Here is a 26,006-nt window from a genome sequence, read left to right as displayed (position 1 = left end):
CCCGGGCGCCGGGGATGGCGCCCGGACCGGCTCATTGCGCGCTGCGCAGGATCTGAAGGCACCGGTCGTGCGAGAGGTTCATCGGGTTGCGCCCCTGCCCCTTCATCTCGCCATGATCATGCGGCGTCTGGAGACCCATATTGCCCTCCATCGCCCGGCAACTCTCGACCTGCGCCGAGGTCGGCCGCGTGGTTACACAGGCGCCTAGAAGCAGCGCCGGCGTGAGGACGGCGATCAAACGCATTTTCTTCATGACAAAAGCCCTTTCGCTAGTGATGATCGTTCGTCCTGCGCTGCCTGATGTTTCTTGTTATGCTGTTGGTCTTTCCGCCGCGCCGTCAGGAAGGCGAGGATCGGGCAATCGGAGACGGGCACTTCGCCCGGGCATTCGTCGGCGAGCATCCGCAGCATGTCGCGGATATCCGACAGGCGCTCGAGCCGGGCTTCGGCGTCCGCGATCTTGGCAAGCGTGATATCGAGCACGGCCTGGGCATGCGCGGTGTCCGACGCCCTGAGCGCCAGCAGCTGCCGGGCCTGTTCGAGTGTGAAACCAAGCTCCTGCGCCGAGCGGATGAAATTGACGCGCTCGAGGTCGGTCGCGTCGTAGAGCCTGTAGCCCGCTGCCGTGCGCGCGGGTTCGCGCAGCAAACCCATCCGCTCATAATAGCGGATCGTGTCGCGGCCCACGCCCGCAGCGGCGGCCAGTTCGCCGATCTTGAAATTGCCCATGTCATCCGCTCGATCATCATGCCGGTTGTGTCCAGGGTCAAGCGGTTCGCTTTGACCCCGAACGGTCCGTTGCCGCCGGCAGCCCGCTGCCCCGACGTCTCGCATCCGGGCAGCTTGTGCCGGCGGGCCACCGGCTCGTCAGTTCTTGCGAAGCTCGACGATGTCGTGCTTGGCAGGCGTACCGTCGGCGACGGACACGTGCGCGAAGTGATCATCGAAGATATGATCGATCGTCACATGGCCGATGAGCTGGCGGTGATAAGTCGGCGCCACGCCTTTGGACGGACCCGGATGGGTCACGACGCGATAGACCTCGAGCTTCTGGCCGACCTCGGCGCCATCGGCCTTTCCGATGCAGACGACCGTGCCGTTGCTGCCCGTGTCGACGATCGAACCGCGCATGAACCAGGTGTGGCCGATACCTTGCGCGAATAGCGGAGAGGCGCCGAGCATCGAGATTCCGGCCAGCGCCACCATGATGGACTTCTTCATCATCATCTTGACTCCTTGAGTGAGCGTTGAGAACTGCTGCTCGATTTCTCGAGGGGAAGATTTTGTTTCTTCGCCCACAGGACTATGGTCCCGGGTCCAAGCTCGGTATACGTAGTGTTCGCAGCCGAAGTTTTTCGGGCAAGGTGTCTGAAGGCCGGGCTTACTCGTACGTAACGATCCAGGGCACGACTTTCGTGTTTATGAAACGTAGTCTGGAACCAGGCCTTAACCCCTGAGGACAAGCGCTTTACGTCCAGCTGGCCGCGCAAAACGGCTACGTTGGCGATAGAAGAAGGTCGTCGAAGGTTCGTCCGACGAATTTACGCTTCGCTATCTCCCTCGTATCTCACGAGCAATTCCTTGCGGGCTGCCATTTCGGTCGCAACAGATGCCACCCGGGCAGGCGGAGCAGGCGGTGCCTGCAGCTCCGGAGAAAGCGCCTTTCCAGCCTACTCCAGTGCTCCCTGCCGCACCCCTAAGCCCCGCCATCATCAACGGGAGCGAAAGACTGTGGCGGCCTTTCCGGAATCCACCAGACCTGGCAAAGGCCCCACTCTGCTGACAATTTCATTTCGACCTCGACCGGAACTGATGGCATCTAGGCATGGCCCCAGCCAAGTCAGGCGGCGGCCAGGGGCTACGCGTAGCGCGACCGGTCCCGGGATCGATCCCGATCAACAACATCCGGAACGCCTTCGGCGTCCTCGTTGAAATCGCGAATTGCGGCGCGGCGCCATCCGCTGTTTTGCTCACTTCCGGAAGGAGCCACCCTCATTCCATCGTCGCGCGAAACTCTGTCATCCGGTCCGCTTCAAACGCGTTGGTGCCGGGATGAATGTGCTGATCAGCGTATTCCAAACAGAGATCGACAACAAAGGATTTCGATTCCGGACAACGAACTTCATCAGGTTCGCGAGGTTCGAGACCAAGGATACCAAATCAGTGCCCAAGGCGAACAAAGCTCCGACCATCATATTGTGGACGAGCCAGAATGGGGCCCCTACGAGAAAAAGGCCTTTCATCCGCGTAGTCGAGGTTTGGAGCCGTGCGAAGCTGCCCAACGAACTGCCCGTGAACGCCAGAGCTGAGGGGAGACCGTGCCAGGTCACAACCGACAGAAAAGCCATCAAAATCAGACTAGCGCCGTAAAGCCTCGTCACCACATAGCGATCACGCACTGACGCGGAAATGCGAGCTGCGAACATGAAATGAGGCACGCTATCGCCGCAGTGGGTGAGCCGAGCATCAAAAAATAGAGCGCGAAGGCGGCAGCACCCGCGCTCTGGATTTTCACCGCGGTTCGATAGTCGTCGAAAAACGGCCAGCTAATGACGCACAAAAGCGCGACGCAGCCGAACGCGGTGGCAATCATGATTGCCGCCACCCGGTTGTTTCGCTCAAGACCTGCGTTTCGCGCCCAGCTCTATCTTTCTTCATAGTGCAAGCGTGAACGAACAAGGTTAATTACGATTTAAGAACGCCCGTAGTAGCGCGGATTTACGGCTGCTTTTGGATCGCCGTTACCTCGCCGGCGTTGCCCGTCAACATAAGGTCAAAATCGACCTTATCGCCAACCTTCACTGCATCTGTGATCGCCGGGGCAGCCTTGAACGCCATTGTCATTGCCGGCCATTTGGCTTCGGGGATGGCGCCATGATCGAGTGTGATCGTGCCCGCAGACTTGTCGATCGCGGTGACCGTGCCGTGTCCCTTCACCTTGATTGCAGTGGCAGCCGACGGCTCCATCGCCATATTTGCCATGTTGCCGCTCATAGCGGCGGCGGGTTCTGCCTTGTTGGTCTCGACCGCAACGGGCGGTTCGGCTTTTTTCCCGCAAGCGACGGTCAGTGCCGCGAGGCCGAGGGCAAAGGTCAGTCGTCCGTAGTTCATGGTCTTCTCCTTTATAATGAAACGTGTTGGTCATTGGGCTTCATCTTCGGCCGCCGAAGCAGCAGATAGGCGGCAGGCAGGACGAACATCGACAACAGCGGCGCGGTCAGCATGCCGCCTATCATCGGCGCGGCGATCCGGCTCATGACTTCGGATCCGGCGCCCGATCCCAGCAGGATCGGCAAGAGGGCAGCGAGGATCACGGCGACCGTCATCGCCTTGGGCCGAACGCGGAGCAGTGCGCCTTCGCGCACTGCCGTCTCGACCTCGGCGACATCCGGATCGGTGCGCTCTTCCAAGGCGTTCTTCAGGTAGATCAGCATCACGACGCCGAATTCGGCGGAGACGCCAGCGAGCGCGATGAAACCTACCCCGGTGGCGACCGACTGGTTGAAGCCGAGCAGATAGAGGATCCAGATGCCGCCGGTGAGCGCGAACGGCAACGTCCCCATGATCAAAGCTGCTTCATCGAACCGCCCGAAGATCATGTAGAGCAGCACGAAGATGATCAGCAGCGTCGCCGGCACGACGAGCTTCAATTTGGCAACGGCACGCTGGAGATATTCGAACTGTCCCGAATAGGCGACGCTAACCCCTGGCGAGAGCGTCACCTGTCTTGCGATCGCATGCTGCAGGTCACTCACGACCGACGCAAGGTCGCGTCCGCGCACGTCGACATAGACCCAGGTCGATGGGCGGGCGTTTTCGGTCTTGAGCATCGGGGGCCCCTCAGCGATCGAGACGCGCGCAATGGTGCCGAGCGTGATCTGCTGTCCGGACGGGGTCAGGACCGGCAGCATCCGTATTCCGTCAAGACTGTCGCGTAGCTCCCGCGGATAGCGGACGCTGATCGGATACCGTGCCAGCCCCTCGACCGTCTCGCCGATCGTCTCGCCGCCGATCGCGCCAGAGACGATCCGCTGCACGTCCGTAATATTGAGCCCAAATCGGGCGGCAGCGGCCCGATCGACATCGACATCGACATAGCGCCCGCCCGTCAAGCGCTCTGCGAGCGCCGAACTGACCCCAGGCACGGTTTTCGCAACTGTCTCGACATCGTGCGCGATGCGGTCGAGCTCAGCGAGGTCAGCACCCGACACCTTGACCCCGATCGGGCTCTTGATGCCGGTCGCCAGCATGTCGATCCGGTTGCGAATGGGCGGCACCCACACATTGGCGAGGCCGGGCAGTTTTACCGTTCGATCAAGCTCCTCGACCAGCTTGTCCGGAGTCATGCCCGGTCGCCATTGGTCGCGAGGTTTGAACTGGATCGTCGTCTCGAACATCTCAAGCGGCGCAGGATCGGTGGCAGTCTCGGCGCGGCCGGCCTTGCCGAACACGCTCTCGACCTCGGGCACGGTCTTGATCAGGCGGTCGGTCTGCTGGAGCAGGTCCGACGCCTTCGCCGCCGAGAGACCCGGCAGCGCCGAGGGCATGTAGAGCAGATCACCCTCCTCCATCTTCGGCATGAACTCGCCGCCAAGCTGGGTGAGCGGCCAGGCGGTTGTTGCAAAAGCGAGCGCCGCGATCAGCAGTACGGTCCTTGGCCGCCGCATCGTCCAGTCGAGCGCGGGCCGGTAGATGTTCGTCAGCCAGCGATTGACCGGGTTGGACTGCTCGGGCGGAATCTTGCCCCGGATCAGCAAACCCATGAGCACCGGCACCAGGGTCACCGACAGGATCGCCGCCGACGCCATCGCATAGGTCTTGGTGAAAGCGAGCGGTGCGAACAGCCGTCCTTCCTGTCCTTCCAGCGTGAACACCGGAATGAACGACAGGGTGATGATCAGAAGGCTGAAGAACAGCGCTGGCCCAACTTCGGCTGCCGCTTCGGTGATGACGGTCCATCGGGTATCCCCCTCGAGATGTTCGTCCGGGTGATCCTCCTCCCATCGCTCGATTTTCTTATGGGCATTCTCGATCATGACGACCGCGGCATCGACCATCGCGCCGATGGCGATCGCGATGCCGCCCAACGACATGATGTTGGCATTGACCCCCTGGAAACGCATGACGACGAAGGCTGCCAGCACACCAAGCGGAAGCGTGAGAATTGCAACGAGCGCCGAACGGACATGCCAAAGGAAGAGCCCGCAGACGATCGCAACGACTATGAATTCCTCGACCAGCTTGTGGGTCAGATTCTCAACGGCGCGGTCGATGAGCTGCGAGCGATCATAGACCGTAACCACATCGACGCCGGGTGGCAGGCCCTTCTTGAGCTCTGCGAGCTTGTCCTTGACCGCCGCGATTGTCTCGCGCGCATTCTTGCCCGAGCGCAGGATCACAACGCCGCCCGCGACCTCGCCCTCACCGTTCAGTTCGGCAATCCCGCGCCGCATCTCGGGGCCGGCCTGGATCGTGGCAACGTCGCCCAGTCGCACCGGCACACCGCCGGCTGCGGTCCTTAAGGGAATGGCGCGGAAATCGTCGAGCGTCTTCAGATAGCCGGAGACACGGACCATATATTCGGCCTCGGCCATCTCCAGTACCGAGCCGCCGCTCTCCTGATTGGCCTTCTGAATGGCATCGACCGTCTGGGCGTGGGTCACGCCGTAGGCGGCGAGCTTCACCGGATCGAGCAGCACCTGATATTGCTTCACCATGCCGCCAATGCTGGCGACCTCTGCGACCCCCGTTACCGTTTTCAGCTCGTAGCGCAGGAACCAGTCCTGAAGCCCGCGAAGCTGCGAGAGATCGTGGCGGCCAGTGCGATCGACCAGCGCATATTCATAGACCCAGCCCACCCCGGTCGCATCCGGCCCCAGCGCGCTGCGGGCGCTGGCCGGCAGCCGGCCTTGTACCTGGTTGAGATATTCGAGCACGCGGCTGCGCGCCCAATAGAGATCGGTGCCGTCCTCGAAGATCACATAGACAAAGCTGTCGCCGAAGAAGGAATAGCCGCGGACGGTCTTTGCGCCGGGCACAGAGAGCATTGTGGTGGTGAGCGGATAAGTGACTTGGTTCTCGACGATCTGCGGCGCCTGCCCGGGATAGGAGGTGCGGATGATCACCTGCGTGTCCGAGAGATCGGGCAACGCATCGATCGCGGTCGATCGCACCGCCCAGACGCCCACGCCGATCAGCGTCAGCACCCCGATCATGACGAAGAAGCGGTTTCTGACTGACCAGCGGATGAGATGGGCGATCACTGGCCCATTACCTTCGCCATGCGTCGCACGGTTGGTCCACTCGGTGGTTGATCGAACCCGAACCGGACCCGGTCGCCCGTCTTTAAGCCGCGCGCGACTTTCGGGTCTGTGAGCTGAAACGTCATCGTCATCGCTGGCCAGCCAATGGCTGGCACGGCTTGATGGCTCAGCGTCACCGACTGGGCGGTGATCTTTTCGATCGTACCGACGGTCTCATAGACTGCGCCGGTCGGCATAGGTTTGGCAGGACTCTTTGGCATGTCAGCACCGATCGGCCGTGCTTCCACGCCCGAGAGGCTTGCTTCGGAATCGATCAGGAACTGACCCGAAGCGACGATCTTTTCGCCTTCGCTCAGGCCCGCCAGAATCTCCGTATCATCGCCAGCTTCCCTCCCAGTTTGCACCTCGGCAGGGCGGTAGCGCCCCTTGTCGAGCGCGAGCATGACCAACGTGCGCTTGCCAGTGCGGATCAGGGCTTCGGACGGCACCAGCAACGCCGGCTGCGCGCTCCCGCCAAACGAGACGGTCGCAAACATGCCGGGACGCAGTCGCCCGCCGCGATTGGGCAGCTCGATCCGAACGGTGAGTGTGCGGCTGTCGGCCTGTGTCTCGGGGAGGATCGCCGAAACGCGCCCGGAGATGGTTTCGCCGGGGAAGGCTGCAAGCGCGGCTCGCACCGCTTGTCCAGGCTTCAAGGGACCGGCGACCGCTTCCGGCACGGCGGCATTCAACCAGACCGTGCCGAGCCCGTTGACCTCGGCAAGCGTCTGGCCTGCCATCAAGGTCATGCCGCCCCGCACGTTCAACGTCTTGATCACGCCGCCCGTGGGCGTGGAGATGGTGATCACATTATGCGGTCGTCCGGTTTGCTCGACCGATGCGATCGTGCCGGAGGGCATGCCGAGCAGCATGAGCCGTTGACGCGCGGCCTGGATCAGAGCGGCGTTGCCGGTGCGGCGGACCGCCAGAAACTCGGTCTGTGCGCCGCCCCATTCCGGCACCAGAACATCGGCAAGCGGCGCGCCTGCACCGATCACATCACCAGGTGCGCGGCCATAGACACGGGAAACGAAGCCGCCTGCACGCGCCTGAACGATCGCAACGTCGCGCTGGTTGAAGTCGATCGTGCCGGTGGCGGTGAGACTGCTCGCCAATTCGCCGCGCCGCACAGCCACCGTTCGCATCCCGAGCGCCTGGGAGGCGGACGGGTCGATCGATATTCCCGGCTGTGCCGCGCTTGCCCCCACCTCATCCGCATAGCGCGGGATTGTTTGCATTCCCATCGACGACAGGCCTGGACCGTCATGATGCTCAGCGGGGATCATCGGGTCATACCAATAGAGGATCTTGCGTGCCGGCGGTTTGGCGGCCGTAGCGTCGGGTGATCCTCCTCTCCATTCAGAGATGGTGAAACCGACCCCGCCAGCGGCGACCGCGAGCAGCGCCGCGGCACCGAAAAGGCCGCCCCGAGGGATTGTGAAATGGCTCATTGCGATTCGCTCCGATACGTAAGGTTCAGTCGAACACCGTCAGCAGCGACAAGGGCTTCACGGTCGAGAGTGTTGAGGGTGACGTCGGCAAGGGCCGCATAGGCATCCGCGATATCGACAAGATTGGCGCGACCTGCCCCGTAGCTTGCCGTCTCCAACGTCACCCGCTGCTCGGCGAGTGGCAGCAATGTGTCCCGCGCGCGCAGCCACTGTTCATGATGCATGATATGGTCCGCAAGATCGGTTTCGAGATCAGCGGCCAGCGCCCGCAGGGCCGCGTCGCGTTCGGCCAGGATGCGTCCGGCATTCTCCTGGGCCGCCGCAATGCCCGCATTCTGTCGACTGCGGGTAAAGAAGGGCAGACTGACCGTCACACCGGCTGACACATAATCTCCAAAACGAGGGTCGCGGCGTTGATAGGCAAGGTTCACCCCGAAGTCGGAACGGCGGTTGGCATCGGCCATACGCACATCGGCCATTGCCTGACCGGACTGGGCGTCGATCATTGCCATGGTGGGAAGGCGATCCAGGCCAGCGCGCAGTTCGGCCCCATCGACAGGGAAGTCGGGAATAGATCCGGCAATTTCAGGCGCCGGGTCACCCGTCCATCGCGTCAGAGCAGCCCGTGCCCGCGCTATGTTTGAGACCAGTTCGCTGCGACGATCTTCTAATGAGGCGATAGCCTGTCGGCCGGCAAGAGTCTGCGCAGGCCGGGCATTGCCCGACGCGACGGCACTGGGCGTTGTCCGCACCACGCGCTCCAGACGGGCTAGAAGATCATCAAGCGCGGTCAGCCGGCGCTCGGCATAGGCAAGGTTGATCCAGGCAAGCGCAGTGCCGACCTCAACCGAACGCGCCTCAAATGCGGTGTCGGCATCTGCAGCCTTGATATCGCTGTCAGCGCGGGCGCGTTGCGCACGGCGCTTGGCGAGGTTGGGAATATCCTGGGACACGCCCACCCGCGCCATCGTGAAATTGTCCTGCCCGGGAGCAAACGCCAATGGCCCCGAGATCGGGAAACTGTCGAGCCCAACGGCCAAAGTCGGATCAGGTAGCGATCCGGCGCCGCCACGAGCGGAACGAGCGGCCTCGGCGGCGAGCGCCTTGGCCTTGATCGACGGCGCTTCCTGCCGCGCGCGCTGGAGCGCAGCGTCGAAAGTGAGGGGACCAGCGAATGCAACGCCGGGGATCGCCGCGAGCAGCGGCAGACAAACAAACAATCGCATGGAAAACTCCTGATCGGAGGATCAGGCCGGCGTCGCGCACTCTGGCAGGCATGTCAGTGGCGGCGGGATGGGGGCAATCCCGCCGCCACTGCTGGCCTGGCCGTCTATGCGACCTTACACGGCCAGAGGCTGTGCCTAGCCGGCCGAGGGAGCCGACGAAGGCGATGCCATGCTATGCATCTCCTTCATGCAGTCCGCCGCGCTCATCTTCATCATGTCGCAGTTGCAGTTCGCCATCTGCGGAGCATCGGGCACCCAGACGCGACGGGGGCTCATAGATGGCGCACGCGGGCCATAGTTTGGCGATTAACGCCATTCATAATGGCCAGACTGCGAGTTTGTGTTGGGTTCGCCGGCGAAAGCGGCAACGGGAGCGGCAAGCGCAATGCCCAGCAGGGCATAGAAAACACGGTTCTTCATGACTGTAATCCTTGGGCAAAATATCGTGGTAGCCGCGGGTCAGACAGGATTTTCAGATGCGCGATAGACGCAAGAATCCTGTCAGCCTGGCAGCCGGTGTCGATCAGCCAAGGAGAGTCGGTGGTTCCGGTTCGGGAGTGAGGTCACTGCCGTGCAGGACAGTGATGGTTGCCCAGAAGGGCAGAGCTGGACTGGCTTCGCGTGCTTCCAGCATAGGCGCGTCATTACGAACGGCCAGCGGAACGACGCAGCCCATGGCCGCGATGCATTCCAGGGTCATGCCCTTGCAAGGCTTCTGAGCAGGTTGTTGCTGCTGTGCCATTATCTTCATGCAGTCTTCCGACATCCCAGCCACGGCCTGCACAGACGTGGCCATTGGGGCGGACATCGCAGGCGGAGCGGACGCAAAGGCCGCCGCTTGGCCAATCAAGCCAACCATGGCTCCCAGAAGGAGAAGAAGTTGCAAAACGCGTTTCACAGCCGTTATTTATTACGCCTCGTAGCATCAAAGATCAACGAGATGGTCACCCGCCGTGTCGGGCAAATACCGTCTGACCCGCCGATCCGAAGGCGATGACAGAGTAGGGTTGTGGTTTTTGGCCGGGGACTTCCATCCCCGGAGAACCCAGCGGCATGCCCGCTACGGCCAATCCCTTTACGCCCTTCGGGCGCTTCGCGATCGCGCGCTTCATGTCGGCAATGGGAACGTGGCCCTCGAAAACCATGCCATCGACAATTGCAGTATGGCATGATGCCAGCGCAGCGGGCACGCCTTGAGCGCGTTGAAAGCGGCCGCGTTGCTGGTCGTCGACGATATTGACGCTTTGTCCAAATTGTCTGCGCACCTGGGCCGCCCACTGTTCGCAGCAACCGCAACCAGGGTCACGATGCATGATGATCGGGGCAGCTTCGGCGCTGGCGACGGAGAAGGCTGCTATGAACGCAGCGAGGGCAAATTTGAGTGTCATACGATCCCTTATTGGTTCCCCCGCCCCTGGGCGGGGAGGAAAGGTCTATTGGGCGCGCTTGTTGTGGGCTCTCAGCCAGCCTTGAAGCTCGCCCACTTCTCGCGTTTGCTCGGTGATTGACTTGTTCGCCATCATTCGGACCTGCGCGTCCTTGGTGTCGCGCAAAACGATGCGTGACATCGCAATCGCACCGCGATGATGCTCGATCATCTTGCGCACCCAGGTCTCCGTTGCATCGCTGCCCGTGGCGGACATCATCTTCTGATGCATCTCCATTTCTGCAGGCGGGTAAGGATTGGCTGGCGTGGGGTTCATGGTCTGGCGCATGTCCATCTTGCTATGGTCCATGCCCTGCATTTGGGCGATCGCCGGCGCGGCCACCAGTCCAGCGATGATGATGGGGACTATTTTCTTCACAATTCTCTCCTCAGCGCCCCGCATTGATAATACGCATGGGCGCGCCATTTCCCTCGTGAGGCGGCACAAAATTTACGGGAACGGGAGCGCGAAGCCTACTTGCGGGCTAGAATAGCCTTCATTTCATCGATTTCGCGGCGCTGAGATTCCTCGATGCCGCTGCACAGACGAACGATTTCCGGATCCTTCAAGGAGGCCTCGCGGCACATCAGGATCGCGCCCGAATGATGCGGGATCATCGATCGGAGGAATGCTGTATCGCCGATCGTTGTTTGCGTGCGGATGAGGGCAAATGATCCGGCGAATATCGCAACTGACCCTAATATAAGGGCCGCGTTTGCCTTTTTCGACGGGAACATATGGCCCATCGCGAGGACCATCAGCACCACCATGGGCGCCACCATCATTAGCGTCATGTAGAGCATATTCAGGTTGTTGTAGAAGCTCCCCAAGCTGTCGATCATGACGAACATCACCAGATACATGATGACGCCGCCAACCAAGGTCTGCAGGGCGAGGCTCGCATAGGCATTTTTCATCATTGGTCGTCTCCTTTGGCCCCCGCCCCGATCCTGCTTGACTATTCAACCCGTGCGGCGTCGCTTTCGCGGCCACCGAAGATACAAAAGTGCCGAACCCGCGATCGCCAATGCGAGACCACCTGCGGCAAACGCCATCAACCACGGCGTGTTGAAATTTTCGTGGTTTTTCCAATCCATGATGTGGAGCGCCCAGAAGAAATCGTACAGGCGCCACGTTCCATTTCTCACAGCGACGATCCGACCACTATTCTGGGCAACATAGACGCGGGTCGCTTCGCGGTCAGGGAAGTCCACCCGCCAGGCCGGCAGGACGCCCTTGAATTCTGGGGTCGACGCCACAACCAGGCGCACGCTCGGCGGCTCCGACGTACCACGGTAGGCCTGTATCGCCACCGCGCGAGCCATCGCAGCGTTCACGGGACCAAGTCGACGACCTGTTTCTGCATCGTGGAGTGAGATCGTCCCATCGATAGACTCGACCTCCGCAATCTCGCGGCCGAGCAGCGCGCGATATCGGACTTCACGCACGGGTCTGGTCGCCGCGCGCAACACTAGGTCCAACGGCGCGCGCGATCTCGACTGTTCCAATATCGCCGGCGACGATCGCTCGACGAGATGTTCACCGCGGACTCGCTCGATCGGCAACAGGCTCATGACAAGACCGCTCGCAAACCAAAGCAGCAGCTGGACGCCGATAACCAGGGCTAACCAGCGATGAACGCGGCTAGCCCCGATGTGGAAGCGGAGTTTGGCGCTTCTCAGAACCAGGTCCGAACACCGATTACAAAGCTGGCCGCCTTCACGTCCCCTCCGTCTGAGCGTGCATAGTCCGCCGTCCGCCCGAACTTTCGGTCGTAAGAAACGCCGATGTAGGGGGCAAATTCGCGGCGCAGTTCGTAACGCAAACGCAGTCCCAATTCGGCGTTCGTGATGCCCGCTCCAATCCGCGTCTCCGGGACATTTTGTGCTGAAAGGTTCACTTCCAGGCGCGGCTGGAGAATGAGGCGTTGCGTGATACGCTGATCATAATAGCCCTCGATCCGCCCCAACACCTCGCCTTTGTTCGACAGAAACAGGGCAGCCTCGGTCTCAAACCAGTAAGGCGCCACCCCCTCAATACCGATCGTCGCATAAGTACGGGATGGGTTGGGTTTGAAATCGTAACGGACACCCGCCTGGAGGTTCCAATAAGGGTCGAGTGCACGACTGTAGAGCGCCTGAACTTCTGCGGTCTCCATGTAGGTGCCGCTTCTGCCAGCAAGAACGCCCTCACCCTCTGTCTTGACCACCAGCCGATCGAGATCCTTGCCGAACCACGCCTCCCCGTCCCACCGATAGCCGTCGCGGCTGTTACGGACCTGATATTCCGCCAGATTGAACAGGATCATCGAGCTGGATGAGCCGCCATGTTCCTTATGCAGCATGGTACGCGAAGCCGCCATCTCGCCGTTTTTGTAGACGCGGTCGGCATAGTTGTCGGTAGGAGGTTGGGGTGCAGGGGCGTTGCCGGGCATGAGACTGGTGCCACCAGCGCCATGGGCTGCCATCGGCCCATCCATCGCCATGCCGGGCATCGACGACATATCGTGTTGCATCGGCTGACCGCCGGGTGCCGCCTGCATGTCCATGCCGGGCATGTCGTGTTTCATCGTACCGCCCGCCCCATCGGGCATGGTCATGCCAGGCATGCCGGACATGTCGTGGCCGGCATGCGGGTCAGCCGTTGGAGGCGTCTTGTCACCGGGCATCTCCATGCCGGACATAGCCCCCATGCCCGACATGTCGTGCGGCGCCGACTTGGGTTTTGCTGCCGGTGCCCGGCGCTTCGGGGTGGCAGGCTTGCCCTTAGCCGTGGGCGCAGCGGCGCGCCTGGGCTGGCTTGCTGGCTTGGCCACCGGCTTTTTCTTCGCCGCTGGCTGAGCAGCAGGCATGTTCATGCCCGGCATATTCTGCATCGACTGCGCGCTGACTGGGGTCGCCAAGGCGAGCGGGGCCGCGCCGATCAGAAGGAGAAGCGACTTCATGCGGCATCTCCCCGGGGACGGACGGAGACGACGCGCATCATCCCGGCATGCATGTGATAGAGCATATGGCAGTGAAACGCCCAGTCGCCGACTGCGTCTGCGGTGACGTCGAAACTTACCTTGCCTCCTGGTGCGACATTGACGGTGTGTTTGCGCGGCGAATACTCGCCATGCCCGGTCACCAGCTCGAAGAAATGCCCATGAAGATGGATCGGGTGCGACATCATCGTGTCATTGACGAGCGTGACGCGGACCCTTTCGTTTTCGATAAAGGGAATGGGCTCGCGCTTGTCACTGAGCTTCACCCCATCGAACGACCACATATAGCGTTCCATATTCCCGGTCAGGTGGATTTCCATCGCGCGGTCTGGCGCGCGAACATCGGGGTTGCGCTCCACCGCCATGAGATCGCGATAGACAAGAACCCGGTGGCCAACGTCTTCGAGACCCTGTCCCGGTTCTCCCGTGCGATCCATCGGCATGGGCGAGATCGTCTGGACACCCGGTCCCATCTTAACCTGCGGCGCTTTGCTGGCGTCGCGCATGTTCATGCCGCCCATTCCGCCCATCGCCATGCCGCCCATTGTATCACCGGACCCGCTGCCCATTCCGGGCATGTTGGCCATGGAACTATCCGCCGGTTTTTGCATGCTTGGCATCGACGCGCCGGCCCCCATATCCATGCCTGCCATCCCGCCCGCGGCAGCTCCGCCGGCAGACATGTCATGCCCCATTGCTGCGTGGTCCATGCCGGACATGCCGCTCATATCCATGTCCCCCATGCCCATGTCCTTCATATCGGCAAGGGGCCGCTTGCGGAGCGGCGGAACTTCGGCCGTCATGCCTTCACGCGGAGCCAGTGTGGCGCGTGCCATGCCCGAACGATCAACGGATTCACCGACCAGCGTGTAGGCGCGATCATCGGTCGGAGTAACGATGACATCATAGGTCTCGGCAACCGCGATCTGAAACTCGTCGACCTCGACCGGCCTGACATTGAGCCCGTCGGCCTGAACAACCGTAAGTTTGAGACCGGGAATCCGGACATTGAACGTCGTCATCGCGGAGGCATTGACGAAACGCAGGCGAACGCGCTCACCTGGCTTGAAAAGCGCGGTCCAGTTGTCCCGTGGGCCATGCCCATTCACGAGATAGGTATAGGTCGAGCCCGTGACATCGGACACGTCGGTCGGATCCATCCGCATATTGCCCCAGTCAAGTCGGTCCTTGAGGGGTTGGTCTTCCTTGGCCAGCAAACCGGCCAGCGTTTGCCGCTGATAATTGAAATAGCCACCGCCGACCTGCTTGAGCTTCCGGAAAATTGCGTGCGGATGCATCTGGCTATGGTCGGAGAGCACGATGACATGCTCTCGATCCGACTGAATCGGATCCTCGCCTTCCGGGTCGATGACAATCGGTCCGTAATGACCTAACTGCTCCTGCAGCCCCGAATGGCTATGATACCAATAGGTGCCAGCCTGGACGATGGGGAACTCATAGACAAAGGTCGACTTGGGCTTGATGCCGGGGAAGCTGATGCCGGGCACGCCGTCGAACTGGAACGGCAAAAGCAGGCCGTGCCAGTGGATCGAGCTGTCTTCCTCGAGATCGTTGATCACCGACAGGCGGACGTTTTGGCCCTGACGCAGACGGATGAGGGGCGCAGGCACAGTGCCATTGATGCCGATGGCATGGCTTTGTCGGCCGTCGATCATCATCATCTGATGCGCGATCTTGAGCGTGATATCGTTCCCGCTGACCGTTGGCAGTGGCTTGGCAATCCCGGACGAAATGGGTTGAGCCCATGCCGGCAGCCATGCCGACAATGCGAGGCCACCGCCGGCCAGCGCAGCGCCGCGGAAAAGGTCGCGGCGGTTCAATCCGGGGGACATAATATCTCCTTGTTCAACGTGCAGCACTTTGGGTCTGAAAAGACGCTTAAGCGCGGTATCTCTTTATCCTTACGCGCGAGCAGCGCGCACCCCTCATTCCTCAGCGAGTATTTCTGCGAGGCGCGCGCGCGCGCGATACAGGCGCGTCTCCACAGCCTTGCTACTGACGGAAAGCGCTTTGGCGGCCTCTGATTGACTGAGCCCTTCGACGGTCCTGAGCATCAGGACTTCACGCAACGTGGCAGGCAATGCGCTGATCGCCGCCGACAGTCGCTCCACCTCTATTTTCGATTCAGCACTGGCATGTGCGGAGGGTGCGTCATCCGGCACTTGCTCAATCTCATCATCCGACGGCGCGGAGCCAAATGTGAAGAGCTGCCGCACCCTCTGGCGGCGGCGCCAATCGCGACATTTGTTAATCGCGATCCGGGATAGCCAGGCGCGCAACGGACGCGCACCATCATATTTCCGCAGATGGCTGAACGCGGATACAAAGCAGTCCTGCGTGAGATCAAGTGCTTCCTCGGCATTCCCGACCAGGCCGCGCACCAGTCGAAATATCGCTGTCTGGTGCCGACGCATAATCTCGGCGAAAGCCGACTGCCGACCGGCAAGCGTCAGTGCCGCTAGTTCACCGTCCGAACACGCCTGGAGATCCAGACTCACCGTGCATCGTCGGTGAGCGCATGAACCACCGCCTGATCGAAGGTCTTGGCCTGATCGGGGCGAAGGATTTGCCGCATGGCGAAGATGTGCCCGAGCGTTTCCTTTTGCAGTTCGCCCATTGCCTGATGCGACTGATCGACGGCCGCGGTCACACGCGGCCCTTCGCCATGTTCGACCTCGATCGCGGCTGCGAGACGCGCATTGTCCGATCGCAGTTCAAGCTCCAGCGCGCGCCGACGCACGGCGAAACCCTGCTCTAGCAGCTCGATCTTGGCCTTCTGACGATCATCCAGATCGAGCTTGCTGTGCAAGACATCGTGGAGCTCGACGCCGGCTGCCTTGGGCCGCGGGAAAAAGTAGCGGCCCAGGAACACGCCCGCAACCGCCGATGCAAAGGCGACGATGGCGACGAGGAGGAGCAATTTGGGCTTCATTGAGAACCTACCAGCAGCGTCGAAGGGGCAAGCGGATTTGATGGCCCGAAAGGCGATAGCGTGACCGACGCCTCGGCACGCGGCGTAAAGCCATTGCTGGCGATACCCAGCAGTACCGCTCCGAAAGCCGCGACCGCACCGAGGCGGAATTGAGACGCGGTCGAAACCTGCGGCAATGCCGCTATGCGTCGGAACACAGCATCCTCCAGACCAATCAGCCCCGGATGCGTCGGTTCGTTGCGTAAGCGGCTCAGCAGCCGGTCCAGGTCGGTATCCATCGAAAAGTCCAATCCTCAATCAATCCGGGGCAACGGCCCAGGACGTGTTCTTTACTTTCCCCTCTATCAGCCTGTCCGTCAAAGCATCGCACATAGCGGGCAGATCTGAGCAACAGCGACGGAGCAGCCGCAACGCTATGGCGCCGTCTTCGTCATGCCGGGCATATCCTTCATCATCGCGTCATGGTCTTCGGGCGCACTGGCTATTGCCGCCTGATATTGGGCGGGTGACATACGCGGAAGTTGCCTTACGAAAGCCACCATATCCCAGATCAGTTCGTCGCTATGGGTCTTACCCCAAGCTGGCATCGCGGTCAGCTTGACCCCATGCTTGATGATCCAGAATTGCTCCTTTGGCGATCTTTGCTCCTCGCGGGAAAGCTCCGGCGCCCTCGGATAGAGTCCCTGGCTGATTTCGGACTTTTCCAGTCCTGGCCCGAGATGGCAGCCGCTGCACATCTCGGTGTAGAGCCCCGCCCCGCTCTGCAGCCGCTTCACGTCCCCAAGGTTGGCCGGGACATTCACATCACGAGATCGCACGGCGATGGAACGATCTCGGAGCTGCTCGATCAGCCAATAGACCGGTTTGGTGTGCGGCGAATCCGCCCCGATGTCATAGGCACCCACATAGACGACGATCCCCGCTAGCGCGCCGCCGACCAGCGCTGTCGCAGCGATAAAACCTACACTTGGAAAGTGCCTGCGCAGCCAAGTCGTCCTAGCATTCTCCATAGCTTCCTCCCGAGCGGCAGCGTCCCTTGGATCCGGGTGGTTCTCACACCCATCCAATTGTCCATACGCACTGCAAGCTTCGATCCCTCATCTGTCGCGCAGATCTCATTCGCAAATCCCGCCGGGGTTCTGATTTGCAGAATTCTTGCGCGCCTGATGAGGGGTGGCGCCGCGTGGTGGGTAATTCGATGTGTCGGCAGTCTCGCCGCCCATGGAGAAATCGATGTTTCGTAAAACAATCTTTGCCGTCGCCATGGCGGCGTCTGTCCTCACCGCTACCGCTGCGCAGGCTCACCCTAAGCTCAATGCCGCCACCCCTGCCGCAAATGCCGTGGTCGCCGCCCCGACCAGAATTCAGCTCGTCTTTTCTGAAGCGCTCGTCGCACAATTTTCCGGGCTCGACCTGACGATGACCGAAATGCCAGGCATGAAGATGGCGCCGATGAAGATGAACGGCGTCAAGGCCACCGTGGGCGCCGATGGCAAGACGCTCGTCGCGACGCTTGCCAAGCCGTTGCCGGTTGGAACCTACAAGGTCGACTATCACGTCGTCTCTGCTGACACCCATCGCATCCAGGGCAGCTACACCTTCAAGGTCCAGTAAGACCGTGCCGGACATCATAGCGATCGCAGTGAGGCTGGGACTTTTCCTCGATCTCATGCTCCTCTTCGGGTTGCCGATGTTCGGCCTCTACACGTTGCGCGGGACTGAGCGGGCATCCGGCTCGGTCCTGCGTTTCCGGTCGGTGTTGGCGACAATCGCGCTGGCCGGTATCGTATTATCTATCCTGGGCATGATGGTCCTGGCGGCCTCGATGGGGGGCGTGCCACTCGATCAGGTAGACCGCGCCACGGTCAATCTTCTCATATCGGGCACTGCGATCGGGACGGTCTGGCAGGTACGGGTCGCGGCCCTCCTGCTCGTGCTCTATTTTTCCATCGTCGGTTGGCGGCGTCCCGCTTTCGCCCTGTGGTCGCTGTCAGCGACCGCCGCTGTCGCTCTGGCGACCTTGGCCTGGACGGGGCATGGCGCTGCCGACGAAGGCTTGCGGGGATGGGTCCATCTTGGGGCCGACATCACCCATCTTTGGGCGGCGGGGATTTGGGTAGGCGCATTATTCGCCCTTTGCCTTCTCATTTTCCGCCCTGCAGCTCGCATGGCGATCGATCATATCCACCTTTCTCACCGCGCGCTGGATGGCTTTGCAAAGGTCGGATCGGTAGTCGTAGGGCTGCTTATCCTGTCGGGATTCATCAACAGTTGGATCCTGATCGGACCATCCCGGCTCGGTTCCCTTTTTGCCAGTCTCTACGGCCTTCTGCTGGGGGCAAAGCTGATACTGTTCGGCGTCATGCTGACGCTGGCCGCCGCCAATCGCTTCTTCCTGACCCCCTCCCTCGCTGCAGCCATTGAAACGGGCAATACATCCTCGGCGATAGGAACACTTCGTCGCAGCCTCGCCATTGAAACCGGATGCGCTCTTGTCATTCTAGCCCTCGTTGCATGGTTAGGACTGCTGGCCCCACCTGCATCGGGGATGTAATCCGCCTTCATGGAAGCGCGCGCGAAATAGCTTTGATCGCTTTAAGGCCCGAGCCAAACCGGGAAATCGCGTCCTTGTTCCGTTCTAGCTCACCATAAGGGAGATAGGCGATCTCCAGGTCCGCGATCCGGCTGAACGCCGGCCTTGCGATTTGCGCGCGCACTTCGCTTTCGCGAGCATCTGGAGCGACAAGGAACAATCCGGCTGTGGCATGCAGGTCGCTGCCGCTCAGGGCAAGATCGAGCATCCGGACGATCCCCGAATAGATGGAAGTCGAATGTTCGACTTCGAAGGCTGCCGCGACCCGGTCACCACCCCGCTCCAGCCACAAAACATCAATGAGGCGGATAGCATCCGCTCCGGTCGACGTCGAAATTGAAGCCGGCAAGCTCTCGAGGCACCCCTCCCCCAAACGCACACCGTCATGCAGTCGCCCCCGATCATTGGATGCGATCCAGACGTCATACCCCAGGGCCAGACCGATATCGCGCAGCCATGCCTGGATTTCCGAATGGGTTCGATCACTCTCGCCCTGCTTCTGCAGCGCTTTGTTGAGCGTTTGTGCTTCCGCCCGAGCTTGTTCGAGGCGTGCGGTCCAGGATCCCAGGGTCTGGTCTTCCTCGTCGCGGGGCGGCGCCGGATAACGGCCAGAGCCGATATCGAACAGGAGGCCGCCAATAGCGCCCAGATCGTTTGACAGAAGATCGCGAAACCGCTCGTTCAGGTCGAGCACACCCGAGCGCATGGCGAGAAAATGGTGCCAGCTTCCGAGCTTCACCTTGCCGCCGGTCAGCTTGTTATAGCCGTTGACGATCGCGGTGTTGAACGGCGGCACGAGGGTCGGATGCAGGAAATAGAGGAGATTGGCGACCGCAGGCCCCAGCCCCTTGATGTTCAGGCGATCAATCGTGTGGATACCTGCGATAATCTCTTCCGCGGTGTCGCAACAGGCGCAGTGATCGAGCAATCGGCCAAAGGCGCGCTGGTTCGCCGGGTTTTCATAGATGTCGGGGATCCGCAATTTGGGCTTCCAGAGAAACGCATGGTCCGCGCCTTTGAAGATCTGCCTCTGTTCTGCGACTGAATGAACGACCGTTTCCAGCGAAGATCCGCGATAGGCGACGCCGAACCTTCCGGCTTCGATTTCAGCGACCACCTGGGCGAGACCACGCCGTATCGAACGAAAATTCTTGATGCGCTCGTCCCATAGAAACCAGCTCTGATACGTCGCGTTCGGATCTTCCCTCCATCGTTGGATCAGTTGCCGCGCCAGCAATTCAAATTCCGCCAAACCCCGTTCCCCCATTCGCGTCGATCTTCTCCAACGCTAACACTCCGCCCCGTATACGAACAGTTTTTGCGCGGCCGCCCAGGACGAAAAGCGACCCGCGTCATCTGATATCGTCCGGAATATGCGTCAGCAGGTCACGGGTGTAGCCGATCAGGAGATCGCCAACGGTTGCCCCGTAAAGCGCGAGGAACAAAATGAACGCCAGGAGCTTGGGGACGAAGCTCACAGTCTGTTCGTTGATCGAAGTCGCAGCCTGGATCATGGAGATAATGAGCCCGACCACCAGCATGATTATCAGCGGGGGTCCAGCGACAACCATTATCACCCAAAGCGCCTGGCCCATCGAAACCGAAAAAGGGCTGTAGGTCTCCATCTCTCCCCCGACGATGATGGTTTCGTCGCCCCCTGACGTTGCGGCCTGTGGTTGTTGCGGGGCGAGCGACATGGAGCGCGATCGGTTTATTCCAATCCGTCTTCCCCACATCCGCTCGCCCCCGCGCCACGCTGCGACCCGTGGGCACCTCGGCTGTCCATCCTGCTAGGCGATGGGCTTCATCTGATTTTACGCAGCGACGGGGTTTACCCCTCACGACCCGACCTTTTTTTCGAAGAACGCGCACTCGTTTGAGGGAAGAAGCCTCATTCCGCGTAATACCAGTGAAGACCGAGCTCAGTGAAAGGCACGCATGTACGACTGCGTCATCATCGGCGGCGGCCCCGCAGGGCTGACAGCAGCCACCTATCTAGCCCGGTTTCTGCGTTCTACGCTGGTCATCGATGCTGGCGATGGCCGCGCGACCCGCATCCCGACGACACATAACCTCCTCGGTTTTCCAGACGGTATCTCTGGCGAAAATCTGCTTGTCCGTATGCATCGACATGCCGCCCAGTACGGTGCCGAATTGGTCCCTGGGCTCGTCGATCGCATCGACCGGGTCAGGACAGGTTTCGTCGTCGATACAGATGCCAAGACTTTCAGTGCCCGGTCAATATTGCTTGCCCAAGGCGTCACAAATCATCGACCCCGAATGAGGCAGGAAACGCATGATCGAGGCGTCGCCCAGGGATTGATACGTTATTGCCCGATCTGCGACGGCTATGAGGTCCGCGGCAAGCGAGTGGCCGTGCTGGGCTGCTCCGACCATGGCGCGGCCGAGGCTTTGTTCGTTCGCCACTATAGCGACACCGTGACCTTGCTCGCGCAAGACAGTTCGCAATTGTCGGTAGCCGAGACGGCAGATCTGGCTCGAGGCGGTATTGCCGTCGAACGCGCGCCGGTTCGAGATTTGTCGATCGATGGAGAATTCCTGCACGCCCATTTGGCCGATGGCCAATTGCTCCAATTCGACACCCTTTATGTTGCCCTCGGAACCGCCCCTCGCTCGGAATTGGCGCGAATGGCTGGCGCTGGCCTGAGCCGGGGAGGTGGCATCGTCGTCGATGCGCACCAGCAAACGACAGTCGGCGGCCTGTTCGCGGCCGGCGACATGGTTGAAGGACTGGATCAAATTGCCGTTGCGGCAGGTCAGGCGGCTAAGGCCGCGACGGCCATCCACAATCTGTTGTCCGGCTGACGCGGCAGCGCAGAGTCAGCCACGCGAAAATATATTTTCGTCGGGCTTGACCCTGACACGATGTCAGGCCCCAGATTGCTTTTCGTCGATAAGGAGACGAGCCTGTGACTGACCCTGTTCCTGCAAGCAATTCGGGTGCGCACAGCTGCTGCGCGGCCAAGCACGGCGGCGGCACGGACGCGAAGACGGCCAAGGATCCGGTTTGCGGGATGATGGTCGATCCGGCCGCAACGCCTCATCATGCCTCGCATCATGGCGAGCAATATCATTTCTGCAGCGCCGGATGCCGCACGAAGTTTGTCGCCGAGCCGGTGCGCTACTTGTCCGCGGGTGACAAAGAGGCGATGGTCGCTCAACCAGGCGCGATCTGGACCTGCCCCATGCACCCGGAGGTCCGTCAAGACCATCCCGGGCCATGCCCGATCTGTGGCATGGCGCTCGAGCCGGAACTTGTGACGGCAGACACCGGACCAAGCGGCGAACTCCTGGATATGTCGCGGCGTTTCTGGATCGCGGTGCTGCTCACCATCCCGGTCTTTGTCCTGGAAATGGGCAGCCACCTGTTCCCAGCACTGCACAATCTTGTACCGGCCCGCATGTCCGGATGGTTGCAGCTTGCACTGGCAACCCCGGTCGTACTCTGGGCGGGCTGGCCATTTTTCGAACGGGGATGGGTGTCCATCCGGACGCGCAACCTCAACATGTTCACGCTGATCGCGATGGGGACGGGCGTGGCCTGGGCCTATAGCGTGGTCGCGACCATCGCCCCGAGGGTGTTCCCCGCAGCGTTTCGAATGATGGACGGCACAGTCGCTATCTATTTCGAGGCCGCCGCCGTCATCACCGTGCTGGTGCTGCTGGGACAGGTGCTCGAACTGCGCGCCCGCGAGCGGACCTCAGGCGCCATCAAGGCGCTGCTCAACCTCGCCCCCAAGACCGCGCGCCGCATTGGCGCCGACGGGAATGACGAGGAGGTATCGCTCGACCAGGTAGCCGTCGGCGATCTCCTCCGTGTCAGGCCGGGCGAAAAAGTACCGGTCGATGGCAAGGTCGAAGACGGCCGATCCTCGCTCGACGAGTCGATGGTGACGGGTGAGTCGATGCCCGTCACGAAGGCGCTCGGCGACACTGTCATCGGCGGAACGATGAATCAGAGCGGTGCCCTCGTCATGCGCGCCGAGAAGGTGGGCCGCGACACGATGCTGGCGCGCATTGTCCAGATGGTCGCTGACGCGCAGCGTTCGCGAGCACCTATCCAACGCCTGGCCGACCAGGTCGCGGGATGGTTCGTGCCCGCCGTCCTGTTGATCGCGCTCATTGCCTTTGGTGTATGGGGTATCTGGGGGCCAGAACCCCGTCTGGCCCATGGCCTGATCGCCGCCGTCGCCGTGCTTATCATCGCGTGCCCCTGCGCCTTGGGGCTTGCGACGCCAATGTCGATCATGGTCGGCATCGGCCGGGGCGCGGGGCTCGGCGTGCTCATCAAGAATGCCGAAGCGCTGGAGCGGATGGAGAAGATCGACACGCTCGTCGTCGACAAGACAGGTACGCTGACCGAGGGGCGACCATCGGTCACCCGCATCATTCCGGCGACAGGCTATGAAGAGACCGAACTGCTGCGGCTCGCCGCCGGCGTGGAGCGGGCGTCCGAACATCCGCTGGCGCTCGCCGTGATCGCCGCCGCCAAGGACAGGGGAATCGTGCTTCCCGAGGTCGCGGACTTTGATTCACCGACCGGCAAGGGCGCGATCGGCACGGTGGATGGCAAGCGCATCACCCTGGGCAACGCCCGTTTCCTGTCAGAAAACGGGATCGACGTCAGCGCACTCGAGCCCCAGGCGGACGAACTGCGCCAGGATGGCGCGACCGCCATCTTCATCGGCATCGACAAGCAGGCGGCCGGCATTCTGGCCATCGCCGATGCAATCAAGGCGACGACGGCCGAGGCCATCGCGGCGCTTCGCAAGGAGGGCATACGGGTCGTGATGCTGACCGGCGACAATCGCACCACGGCCGAAGCGGTCGGGCGAAAGCTCGGGATCGACGACGTCGAAGCCGAAGTGCTACCGGATCGGAAAAGCGCGGTGGTCGCGCGATTGAAGAGTGAAGGGCGCATCGTCGCCATGGCTGGCGACGGGGTCAACGACGCGCCCGCGCTCGCCGCCGCCGATGTCGGCATCGCGATGGGTTCGGGCACCGATGTCGCGATCGAAAGCGCTGGCGTGACCCTGCTGAAGGGCGACCTTAACGGCATCGTGCGTGCGCGCCGGCTTAGCGAGGCGACGATGTCCAACATCCGCCAGAACCTGTTCTTCGCCTTCATCTACAACGCCGCCGGGATCCCGATCGCGGCAGGGCTGCTCTATCCGATCTTCGGCATCCTGCTTTCGCCGATCATCGCTGCAGCAGCGATGGCATTGTCCTCAGTCAGCGTGGTCACCAACGCGCTGCGCCTTAATCGGGCGGCGCTATGAACATAGGCGGTGCGTCGGGCGCGAGCGGGGTCTCACAGCGGATGATCCGCCACTACGAAAAGATCGGCCTGGTCCCATCGGCTGTGCGGCGGGATAGTGGCTATCGCGATTACAGCGACGCCGACGTCCATCGCCTGCGCTTCATAGCCAATGCCCACGATCTCGGCTTTCCGATCGAAGAAATCCAAAAGCTGCTTGATCTATGGTCCGATCGTGCACGCGCCAGTTCAGAGGTCAAGGCGCTGGCAGAGGCCCGAGCGGCCGACCTTGGCCGCAAGGCGGATGCGCTAAATGCGATGCGAGAAGCGCTGATGGGGTTGGCGAAGAGCTGTGACGGCAACAACCGACCGGAATGTCCGATCCTGACGCACCTGGCATCTTGAACATGTTCAACGACACGCCTGCACTCTCAGTTTTGCAATTCGCGTCCCGTCAGCTTCACGAGCCGGCGCGGACGGTCGGCGGCGATGAACATGGCGTTCGACGGCAAGCCTTCACTGCTCGATGGCATTGCCGTCGCGGCAAGGTCGCGTTCGACGTGACGGCCACCCGGATACTATAGACAGTCGCTGAGCTCTTCGGGAGGAGCCATGAAAGAGCCTCCCGAAGAGCTCCGACAAGTTTGGAACAGGCAATGTTCGCCAATCCATGATCGACGGCGAGGGGAAGTTAGCGCCTCGCCGTCACTTCACGCTATCAGCAGACATCGCTCCCATCGACCCAAACGCGGACCGGTCCCTGCAACGGCGCACGCGGACCATATTGCGGCCGGTGCCGCCACACATAACGGCCGGTTTTGCCGGTATAGGCCGGATCGCATTCCGGTCCACCTTTGCCTGTCCACTGCTCGCGTTGGTCGGCGACCTTCCTGCAGACCCGTGCACTTAGCGGTGCACGCGGACCAGGAGCCTGGGGTTGCCACTCACACTTGATGGTAGCCGGTTTCTCGACATCTGCCTGTGCCAATGCCGGAACTGGGGCGGCGGCGAGCATCGTGAATGCGGCCACCGTAGCGCTGAATATCAAGGTCTTCATGATTCCTCTCCTTGGACTGAAAGTGCTCTGGGCAAACGGCCCCGGAGGGGCGGGCAGCGCACGGCGCCGTCCAGCGCTTGGGAGGGTTCGCCTGGCGAGTTGTCAGGCCAAGGTGTTGGGTGGATGCTGTTCGGGCTGGGACGATCGTCCGTGTAGCGCCGGATAAGACGGTGAGATGAGAAGCGGATTCGTGCTCACCATTTCCGCCGCGAGGGGCGACCGGCTATTGAGAGCAAATAGGGGAAGACAACCCATGCCGGCCACGCAAGCGAGCGTCATCCGCTGACAGGGCAGCGATTTCTCGCCTTTGTCTTGCATCATCCCGGCACAGTCGATGGGCATCACCGCTGGCGCCGTTGCGCTGAATGCAGTTGCCACAATTGGGCTTGCGGCAACTGTGACTATCTGTCCGAACAGGCCGAGTAGGACGCCTAAGATCAGCGCTATTTTATGCGCTCGTCTCATCAGCACATTTTCTGCCTGTTGCTGAACCGAGTCAAGGTTCTGCGCCCGGAAACCGACTATTCCGAAGCCCGTGGCGCCATCATGGCCCCCCATCACCGAGGCCAGCACCGAACAGCTGTCAACGTCTCCCCCCCGCCCAGCCCTGCGGTCTGATCAATGCCTCTTGACCCTCTAGTTGCTACAGGGTGCAAGTTGCGAATAATTCTTAGCAGAGACTCGCACATGTACCTCCGTTTGCCTGCCGCCCCTTCCACCGCTTTTGCCTTCAAAT

29 protein-coding genes are annotated in these 26,006 nt (G+C 61.4%); 5 read left to right on the top strand and 24 right to left on the bottom strand.

Translation table 11 applies throughout. From position 1 onward, the window contains the following. Nucleotides 1–31: 31 nt before the first annotated feature. The 20 genes from ACUCV3_RS14310 to ACUCV3_RS14215 form a co-directional block, all read right to left on the bottom strand. On the bottom strand, nucleotides 32–253 hold the full coding sequence (locus tag ACUCV3_RS14310; RefSeq protein ID WP_004212658.1) for a hypothetical protein: 222 nt from the start codon (nucleotides 251–253) through the stop codon (nucleotides 32–34). Continuing rightward, nucleotides 250–729 (bottom strand): heavy metal-responsive transcriptional regulator, encoded by a 480-nt coding sequence (locus tag ACUCV3_RS14305; protein WP_004213016.1) that lies wholly within the window; start codon nucleotides 727–729, stop codon nucleotides 250–252. The genes ACUCV3_RS14310 and ACUCV3_RS14305 overlap by 4 nt, the downstream gene beginning before the upstream one ends. Nucleotides 730–867: 138 nt before the next feature. Further along, nucleotides 868–1,227: a hypothetical protein gene (locus ACUCV3_RS14300; RefSeq protein ID WP_009824018.1), complete on the bottom strand. Its 360-nt coding sequence runs from the start codon at nucleotides 1,225–1,227 to the stop codon at nucleotides 868–870. Nucleotides 1,228–2,018: 791 nt separating this feature from the next. Next, nucleotides 2,019–2,426 carry a YgjV family protein gene (locus ACUCV3_RS14295; protein WP_009824019.1) on the bottom strand — a complete coding sequence of 136 codons (408 nt, stop codon included), beginning with the start codon at nucleotides 2,424–2,426 and terminating at the stop codon, nucleotides 2,019–2,021. Further along, the gene (locus ACUCV3_RS14290) at nucleotides 2,378–2,593 is read right to left on the bottom strand and encodes a YgjV family protein (protein ID WP_017502291.1); all 216 of its coding nucleotides are present in this window, start codon (nucleotides 2,591–2,593) and stop codon (nucleotides 2,378–2,380) included. Before ACUCV3_RS14290 ends, ACUCV3_RS14295 begins: the two co-directional genes overlap by 49 nt. Nucleotides 2,594–2,718: 125 nt before the next feature. Beyond that, on the bottom strand, nucleotides 2,719–3,111 hold the full coding sequence (locus ACUCV3_RS14285; protein WP_017502290.1) for a copper-binding protein: 393 nt from the start codon (nucleotides 3,109–3,111) through the stop codon (nucleotides 2,719–2,721). Nucleotides 3,112–3,122: 11 nt separating this feature from the next. After that, a complete protein-coding gene (locus ACUCV3_RS14280; RefSeq protein WP_017502289.1) occupies nucleotides 3,123–6,263 on the bottom strand; it encodes an efflux RND transporter permease subunit in 3,141 nt (1,046 codons plus the stop codon). After that, nucleotides 6,260–7,753, bottom strand: coding sequence for an efflux RND transporter periplasmic adaptor subunit (locus tag ACUCV3_RS14275; protein ID WP_017502288.1), 1,494 nt, complete (start codon nucleotides 7,751–7,753; stop codon nucleotides 6,260–6,262). The genes ACUCV3_RS14280 and ACUCV3_RS14275 overlap by 4 nt, the downstream gene beginning before the upstream one ends. Next, nucleotides 7,750–8,979: a TolC family protein gene (locus tag ACUCV3_RS14270; RefSeq protein WP_017502287.1), complete on the bottom strand. Its 1,230-nt coding sequence runs from the start codon at nucleotides 8,977–8,979 to the stop codon at nucleotides 7,750–7,752. The genes ACUCV3_RS14275 and ACUCV3_RS14270 overlap by 4 nt, the downstream gene beginning before the upstream one ends. 523 nt (nucleotides 8,980–9,502) lie before the next feature. After that, nucleotides 9,503–9,730: a hypothetical protein gene (locus tag ACUCV3_RS14265; protein ID WP_234781450.1), complete on the bottom strand. Its 228-nt coding sequence runs from the start codon at nucleotides 9,728–9,730 to the stop codon at nucleotides 9,503–9,505. A gap of 193 nt (nucleotides 9,731–9,923) precedes the next feature. After that, the gene (locus ACUCV3_RS14260) at nucleotides 9,924–10,367 is read right to left on the bottom strand and encodes a DUF411 domain-containing protein (protein WP_017502283.1); all 444 of its coding nucleotides are present in this window, start codon (nucleotides 10,365–10,367) and stop codon (nucleotides 9,924–9,926) included. A gap of 45 nt (nucleotides 10,368–10,412) precedes the next feature. Further along, nucleotides 10,413–10,808 (bottom strand): DUF305 domain-containing protein, encoded by a 396-nt coding sequence (locus tag ACUCV3_RS14255; protein WP_017502282.1) that lies wholly within the window; start codon nucleotides 10,806–10,808, stop codon nucleotides 10,413–10,415. A 71-nt stretch (nucleotides 10,809–10,879) separates the two neighbouring features. Next, nucleotides 10,880–11,326 carry a DUF305 domain-containing protein gene (locus ACUCV3_RS14250; RefSeq protein ID WP_017502281.1) on the bottom strand — a complete coding sequence of 149 codons (447 nt, stop codon included), beginning with the start codon at nucleotides 11,324–11,326 and terminating at the stop codon, nucleotides 10,880–10,882. Nucleotides 11,327–11,368: 42 nt separating this feature from the next. Beyond that, entirely contained in the window at nucleotides 11,369–12,061 is a 693-nt protein-coding gene (locus tag ACUCV3_RS14245; RefSeq protein ID WP_026109409.1) for a PepSY domain-containing protein, read from the bottom strand. Nucleotides 12,062–12,084: 23 nt separating this feature from the next. After that, nucleotides 12,085–13,350 carry a copper resistance protein B gene (locus ACUCV3_RS14240; RefSeq protein WP_482240696.1) on the bottom strand — a complete coding sequence of 422 codons (1,266 nt, stop codon included), beginning with the start codon at nucleotides 13,348–13,350 and terminating at the stop codon, nucleotides 12,085–12,087. Beyond that, nucleotides 13,347–15,242 (bottom strand): copper resistance system multicopper oxidase, encoded by a 1,896-nt coding sequence (locus ACUCV3_RS14235; protein WP_021243450.1) that lies wholly within the window; start codon nucleotides 15,240–15,242, stop codon nucleotides 13,347–13,349. The genes ACUCV3_RS14240 and ACUCV3_RS14235 overlap by 4 nt, the downstream gene beginning before the upstream one ends. 93 nt (nucleotides 15,243–15,335) lie before the next feature. Beyond that, nucleotides 15,336–15,908, bottom strand: a complete 573-nt coding sequence (locus ACUCV3_RS14230) for an RNA polymerase sigma factor (RefSeq protein ID WP_021243451.1) — start codon at nucleotides 15,906–15,908, stop codon at nucleotides 15,336–15,338. Continuing rightward, the gene (locus tag ACUCV3_RS14225) at nucleotides 15,905–16,342 is read right to left on the bottom strand and encodes a periplasmic heavy metal sensor (RefSeq protein WP_017502275.1); all 438 of its coding nucleotides are present in this window, start codon (nucleotides 16,340–16,342) and stop codon (nucleotides 15,905–15,907) included. Before ACUCV3_RS14225 ends, ACUCV3_RS14230 begins: the two co-directional genes overlap by 4 nt. Continuing rightward, entirely contained in the window at nucleotides 16,339–16,620 is a 282-nt protein-coding gene (locus tag ACUCV3_RS14220; protein WP_017502274.1) for a hypothetical protein, read from the bottom strand. Before ACUCV3_RS14220 ends, ACUCV3_RS14225 begins: the two co-directional genes overlap by 4 nt. Before the next feature lie 135 nt (nucleotides 16,621–16,755). Further along, the gene (locus ACUCV3_RS14215) at nucleotides 16,756–17,352 is read right to left on the bottom strand and encodes a c-type cytochrome (RefSeq protein WP_017502273.1); all 597 of its coding nucleotides are present in this window, start codon (nucleotides 17,350–17,352) and stop codon (nucleotides 16,756–16,758) included. Between the two features lie 211 nt (nucleotides 17,353–17,563). Between ACUCV3_RS14215 and copC the strand changes: the two genes are divergently transcribed. Then, nucleotides 17,564–17,956, top strand: a complete 393-nt coding sequence (gene copC / locus ACUCV3_RS14210) for a copper homeostasis periplasmic binding protein CopC (protein ID WP_051035789.1) — start codon at nucleotides 17,564–17,566, stop codon at nucleotides 17,954–17,956. A 4-nt stretch (nucleotides 17,957–17,960) separates the two neighbouring features. Continuing rightward, nucleotides 17,961–18,896, top strand: a complete 936-nt coding sequence (gene copD / locus ACUCV3_RS14205) for a copper homeostasis membrane protein CopD (RefSeq protein WP_017502271.1) — start codon at nucleotides 17,961–17,963, stop codon at nucleotides 18,894–18,896. Nucleotides 18,897–18,903: 7 nt separating this feature from the next. Here copD and ACUCV3_RS14200 read toward each other — a convergent pair whose 3' ends face one another. Together ACUCV3_RS14200 and ACUCV3_RS14195 are read right to left on the bottom strand one after the other, a co-directional pair. Continuing rightward, nucleotides 18,904–20,202, bottom strand: coding sequence for a hypothetical protein (locus ACUCV3_RS14200; protein ID WP_037522285.1), 1,299 nt, complete (start codon nucleotides 20,200–20,202; stop codon nucleotides 18,904–18,906). A gap of 85 nt (nucleotides 20,203–20,287) precedes the next feature. Beyond that, nucleotides 20,288–20,632 carry a flagellar biosynthetic protein FliQ gene (locus ACUCV3_RS14195; RefSeq protein ID WP_017502270.1) on the bottom strand — a complete coding sequence of 115 codons (345 nt, stop codon included), beginning with the start codon at nucleotides 20,630–20,632 and terminating at the stop codon, nucleotides 20,288–20,290. Between the two features lie 241 nt (nucleotides 20,633–20,873). Between ACUCV3_RS14195 and ACUCV3_RS14190 the strand changes: the two genes are divergently transcribed. From ACUCV3_RS14190 to ACUCV3_RS14180, 3 genes are all read left to right on the top strand, one after another. Beyond that, nucleotides 20,874–21,761, top strand: coding sequence for an NAD(P)/FAD-dependent oxidoreductase (locus tag ACUCV3_RS14190; RefSeq protein ID WP_026109407.1), 888 nt, complete (start codon nucleotides 20,874–20,876; stop codon nucleotides 21,759–21,761). Between the two features lie 104 nt (nucleotides 21,762–21,865). Continuing rightward, nucleotides 21,866–24,235, top strand: a complete 2,370-nt coding sequence (locus ACUCV3_RS14185; RefSeq protein ID WP_482240695.1) for a heavy metal translocating P-type ATPase — start codon at nucleotides 21,866–21,868, stop codon at nucleotides 24,233–24,235. Further along, nucleotides 24,232–24,618 (top strand): MerR family transcriptional regulator, encoded by a 387-nt coding sequence (locus ACUCV3_RS14180; RefSeq protein ID WP_026109405.1) that lies wholly within the window; start codon nucleotides 24,232–24,234, stop codon nucleotides 24,616–24,618. The genes ACUCV3_RS14185 and ACUCV3_RS14180 overlap by 4 nt, the downstream gene beginning before the upstream one ends. Nucleotides 24,619–24,931: 313 nt before the next feature. On the opposite strand, the gene ACUCV3_RS14175 is transcribed toward ACUCV3_RS14180, so the two are convergent. Further along, nucleotides 24,932–25,270, bottom strand: coding sequence for a hypothetical protein (locus tag ACUCV3_RS14175; protein ID WP_482240694.1), 339 nt, complete (start codon nucleotides 25,268–25,270; stop codon nucleotides 24,932–24,934). 102 nt (nucleotides 25,271–25,372) lie between these two features. Next, a complete protein-coding gene (locus ACUCV3_RS14170; RefSeq protein ID WP_313326448.1) occupies nucleotides 25,373–25,843 on the bottom strand; it encodes a hypothetical protein in 471 nt (156 codons plus the stop codon). Between the last annotated feature and the right edge of the window lie 163 nt (nucleotides 25,844–26,006).

Source organism: Sphingobium sp. VMM (genome assembly GCF_056790315.1).
This window is presented reverse-complemented; position numbering and strand designations above follow the sequence as displayed.

Bases quoted from the DNA above. Each gene is read 5' to 3' on its own strand.
- ACUCV3_RS14310 (WP_004212658.1), bottom strand. From the start codon at position 253: ATGAAGAAAATGCGTTTGATCGCCGTCCTCACGCCGGCGCTGCTTCTA.
- ACUCV3_RS14305 (WP_004213016.1), bottom strand. From the start codon at position 729: ATGGGCAATTTCAAGATCGGCGAACTGGCCGCCGCTGCGGGCGTGGGC.
- ACUCV3_RS14300 (WP_009824018.1), bottom strand. From the start codon at position 1,227: ATGATGATGAAGAAGTCCATCATGGTGGCGCTGGCCGGAATCTCGATG.
- ACUCV3_RS14295 (WP_009824019.1), bottom strand. From the start codon at position 2,426: ATGTTCGCAGCTCGCATTTCCGCGTCAGTGCGTGATCGCTATGTGGTG.
- ACUCV3_RS14290 (WP_017502291.1), bottom strand. From the start codon at position 2,593: ATGATTGCCACCGCGTTCGGCTGCGTCGCGCTTTTGTGCGTCATTAGC.
- ACUCV3_RS14285 (WP_017502290.1), bottom strand. From the start codon at position 3,111: ATGAACTACGGACGACTGACCTTTGCCCTCGGCCTCGCGGCACTGACC.
- ACUCV3_RS14275 (WP_017502288.1), bottom strand. From the start codon at position 7,753: ATGAGCCATTTCACAATCCCTCGGGGCGGCCTTTTCGGTGCCGCGGCG.
- ACUCV3_RS14270 (WP_017502287.1), bottom strand. From the start codon at position 8,979: ATGCGATTGTTTGTTTGTCTGCCGCTGCTCGCGGCGATCCCCGGCGTT.
- ACUCV3_RS14265 (WP_234781450.1), bottom strand. From the start codon at position 9,730: ATGAAGATAATGGCACAGCAGCAACAACCTGCTCAGAAGCCTTGCAAG.
- ACUCV3_RS14260 (WP_017502283.1), bottom strand. From the start codon at position 10,367: ATGACACTCAAATTTGCCCTCGCTGCGTTCATAGCAGCCTTCTCCGTC.
- ACUCV3_RS14255 (WP_017502282.1), bottom strand. From the start codon at position 10,808: ATGCGGGGCGCTGAGGAGAGAATTGTGAAGAAAATAGTCCCCATCATC.
- ACUCV3_RS14250 (WP_017502281.1), bottom strand. From the start codon at position 11,326: ATGATGAAAAATGCCTATGCGAGCCTCGCCCTGCAGACCTTGGTTGGC.
- ACUCV3_RS14240 (WP_482240696.1), bottom strand. From the start codon at position 13,350: ATGAAGTCGCTTCTCCTTCTGATCGGCGCGGCCCCGCTCGCCTTGGCG.
- ACUCV3_RS14235 (WP_021243450.1), bottom strand. From the start codon at position 15,242: ATGTCCCCCGGATTGAACCGCCGCGACCTTTTCCGCGGCGCTGCGCTG.
- ACUCV3_RS14225 (WP_017502275.1), bottom strand. From the start codon at position 16,342: ATGAAGCCCAAATTGCTCCTCCTCGTCGCCATCGTCGCCTTTGCATCG.
- ACUCV3_RS14220 (WP_017502274.1), bottom strand. From the start codon at position 16,620: ATGGATACCGACCTGGACCGGCTGCTGAGCCGCTTACGCAACGAACCG.
- ACUCV3_RS14215 (WP_017502273.1), bottom strand. From the start codon at position 17,352: ATGGAGAATGCTAGGACGACTTGGCTGCGCAGGCACTTTCCAAGTGTA.
- copC (WP_051035789.1), top strand. From the start codon at position 17,564: ATGGAGAAATCGATGTTTCGTAAAACAATCTTTGCCGTCGCCATGGCG.
- ACUCV3_RS14200 (WP_037522285.1), bottom strand. From the start codon at position 20,202: ATGGGGGAACGGGGTTTGGCGGAATTTGAATTGCTGGCGCGGCAACTG.
- ACUCV3_RS14195 (WP_017502270.1), bottom strand. From the start codon at position 20,632: ATGTCGCTCGCCCCGCAACAACCACAGGCCGCAACGTCAGGGGGCGAC.
- ACUCV3_RS14190 (WP_026109407.1), top strand. From the start codon at position 20,874: ATGTACGACTGCGTCATCATCGGCGGCGGCCCCGCAGGGCTGACAGCA.
- ACUCV3_RS14180 (WP_026109405.1), top strand. From the start codon at position 24,232: ATGAACATAGGCGGTGCGTCGGGCGCGAGCGGGGTCTCACAGCGGATG.
- ACUCV3_RS14175 (WP_482240694.1), bottom strand. From the start codon at position 25,270: ATGAAGACCTTGATATTCAGCGCTACGGTGGCCGCATTCACGATGCTC.